This window comes from Prevotella sp. AM34-19LB, assembly GCF_003468525.1.
Classification (GTDB): Bacteria; Bacteroidota; Bacteroidia; order Bacteroidales; family Bacteroidaceae; genus Prevotella.
In genome coordinates this window covers 1-3,229 of sequence record NZ_QSIG01000098.1, presented here as the reverse complement: position 1 = coordinate 3,229, position 3,229 = coordinate 1, and the positions used below count along the sequence as shown (strand labels likewise).

Below are 3,229 nucleotides of genomic sequence, written 5' to 3'. Positions count from 1 at the left end.
CAAAAGCAATTTTCCTGCATTTTCAGCATCAAAAACTTTGTAAAATTCATCAATAATACAAAATAATTCTGTAACTTTGTCCTTGGTAATCTCCATAATGATATCTTTTTATGTTTGTAACTAATTGGATTTCACCTACAAAGATACAAAAAATATCGGAGATTACCAACTTTTTTAGGCACTATTTCTTATCCCGAACTGAGGTAATGTCTTGACACATCGAATTAAAAAAAGTGCCGATAGGTGAATCCTACCGGCACTTTTGCTGTATATGAGTTTCTTTTGCTGTATATGAATTTCCTTGTTGAAATCCTTTTCCTAGATGCCTCTAGCCTTGTAGATTTTATCCTTGGCATCGTTGATTTCCTGGAATTTCTTCTCGGCGGCACGGCGAACATCCTCGCCCAGAGCAGCTACCTTATCGGGGTGATGCTTGAGCGCCATCTTGCGATAGGCTGCCTTCACCTCGTCATTGGAAGCGTCGGGGGAGACGCCGAGGATGCGGTAGGCATCTTCCAGCGAAGTGGCAGATGTGGCTGATGAACCGCTGCCATGCATGCCCAGCATCTGATCTACATCCGATGCTTCCAGACCCATGTGGAGGGCTACTTCCTTCAGCGCCTGAATCTCCTCAGGAGAAACCACATTGTCTGCCTGGGCTATCATCACAAGGAAGTTGAGCAACTGCAGGCGCTGCTCGTACATCATGTTGGCACGTATCTGATGACAGCTGTCCTGTATCACCGTGCGATACTGCTGCATGCCCATACGCTTCTGCTGCTCGAAGAGCTTGAGGAGAATTTCCTCGCCCTGCTGCTTCGCCGCCATACCGAAGTTCTGGAGTAGGAACCGGCGCACCAGCTCCATCTCTGAATGCATGATCCTGCCATCTACATTGATGATGTAAGAGGCGAGAACCAGGAGCGAGAACATAAAACTATTTCGCTCTCCCTCGTAGGCGTGCTGCTGACCGTAGCCGCCGTAACTTCCGTTTCCATATCCTCCGCTGCCATGTCCGCTGTAAGCTTCGTAGGCGTTGGAGTATTCTCTGTTGTTATGTCCCTCACTGCCAGGCTTGTTGACCTCGTCTAGCCCATGGTCGAAGAGCGATCCGAGGGCGAATCCTGCAAGGGCGCCAAGAGGTCCTGCGGTGATGAATCCCAGAAAACCTCCTATCCATTTTCCTGCTGCCATATATACTGATTTTTCTGAATGATAATCAAGTTGAAAAGCCCCCGACTTCTGCTGTATGCTAAGAAAAGAAGCATGCAACTTCGGAAGGGGGCAAGTGCTGATTAATAAGAGGTTTCTTTTTTATTTCTCGAAATAGTAGAGGAACTGGGCAATACCAGAAAGTGCTGGCTTGCGCTGACCTTCTATCTCGATGGTAAACTTGATGCTGGTCTTGCAGATACCACGGAGATTCTGAATCTCATGGAGTGTTGCCACGAGGCGAACACGTGAACCGGTGATGACCGGCTGACCGAAACGCATCTCATCCATACCATAGTTTACGAGCATCTTGATGTTGTTTACCTCGATGATCTGCTGCCAGAGATATGGCAGTACAGAGAGGGTGAGGTAGCCGTGAGCGATGGTGCTGTGGTAAGGGCTTTCTACCTTGGCGCGCTCTACATCTACGTGAATCCACTGTGGATCGAGGGTTGCGTCTGCAAACTTGTTGATACGGTCCTGGTCGATCTGCAACCAGTCTGATTCACCTAACTTCTCACCGAGGTGAGATGCAAAATCCTCATAGGAATTGATTACTAACTTTGCCATTTTTATCTTTTTTTTTAATTGTTATTTGCGATATTCTTAAAGCTTTTGCCCTTTTTAGGGCGTTAGTCTCTTCGGAAGATATCCCGGGTATAGACTTTTCCCTTCACGTCATCGAGGCATTTATCGTATCTGTTGGCGATGATAGCCTGACTCTGCTTCTTGAAATCCTCCAGGTCGTTTACCACGCGGCTGCCGAAGAAGGTGGTTCCACTCTTCAGCGTAGGCTCGTAGATGATAACCTGGGCGCCCTTCGCCTTGATGCGCTTCATCACGCCCTGGATGCTGCTCTGGCGGAAATTGTCGCTGTTGCTCTTCATCGTGAGGCGATACACTCCGATGGTGCAAGGCTTCTCTTCCTCCTCGCGGTAGTTGTTCTGGTTGGCGTAATCGTAGTAGCCTGCCATGTGAAGCACTCGGTCGGCGATGAAATCCTTGCGGGTGCGGTTGCTCTCTACGATGGCCTGGATCAGATTCTCGGGCACGTCGGCATAGTTTGCCAGCAGCTGCTTGGTATCCTTCGGCAGACAGTAGCCGCCATATCCGAACGACGGATTGTTGTAGAAGGTGCCGATGCGAGGGTCCAGTCCCACACCCGATATGATGGCCTGGGTGTCTAGTCCCTTCATTTCGGCATAGGTGTCCAGCTCGTTGAAGTAGCTTACTCGGAGCGCCAGGTAGGTGTTGGCGAAGAGTTTCACCGCCTCTGCCTCTGTGAGCCCCATGAAGAGGGTGTTGATGTTCTTCTTGATGGCTCCATCCTGCAAGAGTCTGCGAAGAGATGCGCCGCCTTGTCGAGTCGCTCATCTCCTGCCGGTCTGCCCACGATGATGCGGCTAGGGTAGAGATTGTCGTAGAGCGCCTTGCTCTCGCGCAGGAATTCCGGGGCGAAGATGATGTTCTCGCTGCCCATCTTCCGGCGTATGTTCTCGGTGTAGCCCACTGGGATGGTGCTCTTGATGACCATAATGGCATCTGGGTTCACATCCTTGACCAGCTGGATGACCTCTTCTACATGCGATGTGTCGAAGTAGTTCTTCACGGGGTCGTAGTTGGTTGGCGTGGCGATTACCACGAAGTTGGCATCCCTGTAGGCTGCGGCTGCATCGGTAGTAGCCTTGAGGTTGAGCTTTTTCTCTGCCAGGTATTTCTCGATGTATTCGTCCTGGATAGGCGAGCGGCGGTGGTTGATGAGTTCCACCTTTTCGGGAACCACATCCACAGCCACCACCTCGTGATGCTGGCTCAGCAGCGTGGCGATGCTCAATCCTACATAGCCTGTTCCGGCTACGGCTATCTTTATATTTTCTTTTGCCATTACCTTTTTTATATTTAAATTGCTGCAAAGGTAATAATATAGGTAGAATGCAAAATGTTGCGCCGATTTTTATTAAAAAATAACTGAAATGGCGGCTGAAAAAGCCCTTCAAAATTTGCGTATTTCTGAGCA

The 3,229-nt window shown here is 49.4% G+C and carries 2 protein-coding genes and 2 pseudogenes; all 4 read right to left on the bottom strand.

Annotated elements, in window-relative coordinates; genetic code table 11:
• Positions 1 to 96 (bottom strand): annotated as a pseudogene (locus DW830_RS17195) (IS982 family transposase); the annotation flags it as partial.
• Positions 97 to 318: 222 nt separating this feature from the next.
• Complete coding sequence (locus tag DW830_RS15250; RefSeq protein ID WP_119250476.1) at positions 319 to 1,194, bottom strand: DnaJ domain-containing protein; 876 nt, start codon at positions 1,192 to 1,194, stop codon at positions 319 to 321.
• A 120-nt stretch (positions 1,195 to 1,314) separates the two neighbouring features.
• The gene (locus DW830_RS15245; protein ID WP_118311386.1) at positions 1,315 to 1,782 is read right to left on the bottom strand and encodes a MaoC family dehydratase; all 468 of its coding nucleotides are present in this window, start codon (positions 1,780 to 1,782) and stop codon (positions 1,315 to 1,317) included.
• A 62-nt stretch (positions 1,783 to 1,844) separates the two neighbouring features.
• A pseudogene (locus tag DW830_RS15240) lies at positions 1,845 to 3,097 on the bottom strand (nucleotide sugar dehydrogenase).
• Positions 3,098 to 3,229: the final 132 nt, after the last annotated feature.